The 273-nt window shown below is 45.1% G+C and carries 1 pseudogene; it reads right to left on the reverse strand.

The annotated features are described in order from the left end of the window. Window positions 1–3: 3 nt before the first annotated feature. Window positions 4–273 (reverse strand): annotated as a pseudogene (locus tag H5163_RS21205) (group II intron reverse transcriptase/maturase); the annotation flags it as partial.

A 273-nucleotide genomic window follows, 5' to 3' on the forward strand; every position in this document is an offset into this window, starting at 1 on the left:
GGTTCATCTCCCGTAGTGAATATTGATCCAAATATCTCTTAATGACGCTAAACCTTGTGACGCTAGATAGTCATTGCCTATCGCAATGTTAATTCCTTTTGTTTTTGAGCTTCTACAAGGACCTTCGCTTCCAAGCGCCTACTTTTGGTACTGGTGATACCACATGCAATGGCGAGTCGTTCGCTAACACCCAATTTCATTAAACTGCGTACTTTGGTGCGAGGTTTACGCCATTGCCGCCAGTAGCACATTCTTATCCTACGGCGGATCCAG

The organism is Pseudoalteromonas sp. SG44-8 (assembly GCF_014164125.1).
GTDB lineage: Bacteria > Pseudomonadota > Gammaproteobacteria > Enterobacterales > Alteromonadaceae > Pseudoalteromonas > Pseudoalteromonas rhizosphaerae.